This is a genomic window from Mesorhizobium sp. M1A.T.Ca.IN.004.03.1.1 (genome assembly GCF_003997555.1).
Taxonomy (GTDB): domain Bacteria; phylum Pseudomonadota; class Alphaproteobacteria; order Rhizobiales; family Rhizobiaceae; genus Mesorhizobium.
The window spans coordinates 1-244 of the sequence record NZ_RZTV01000894.1 but is presented as its reverse complement, the minus strand read 5'-3'; the positions used below and the strand labels follow the sequence as shown (position 1 = coordinate 244).

Annotated in this window: 1 pseudogene; it reads left to right on the top strand. The window is 64.8% G+C overall.

The features are described 5' to 3' along the window. Positions 1-20 precede the first annotated feature (20 nt). Positions 21-244: pseudogene (locus tag EOD29_RS34260) on the top strand (HlyD family type I secretion periplasmic adaptor subunit); the annotation flags it as partial.

The following is a 244-nucleotide window of genomic DNA, read 5'->3' as shown; positions in this document are numbered from 1 at the left end:
CAGCAGATGAGGCAGGTCGCATGAATGCGCGCACCAGAAAACCCAGCGAGAACCTGCCGGTCCCTTCAGGCAAAGGCCCTTCAGACACGGCGCCCTCAGGCAAGGGAAGGGAACTGACCAACCGCCCGCCGCTGCCGCCGGCAATTGCCGAATTCCAGTCCGACGCCGTCGAACTCGAGGAACGCGCGCCGCCCAGAGTTGCGCGCATGACGCTCTACTGCGTGACGGCGCTGATTGTTTCGGC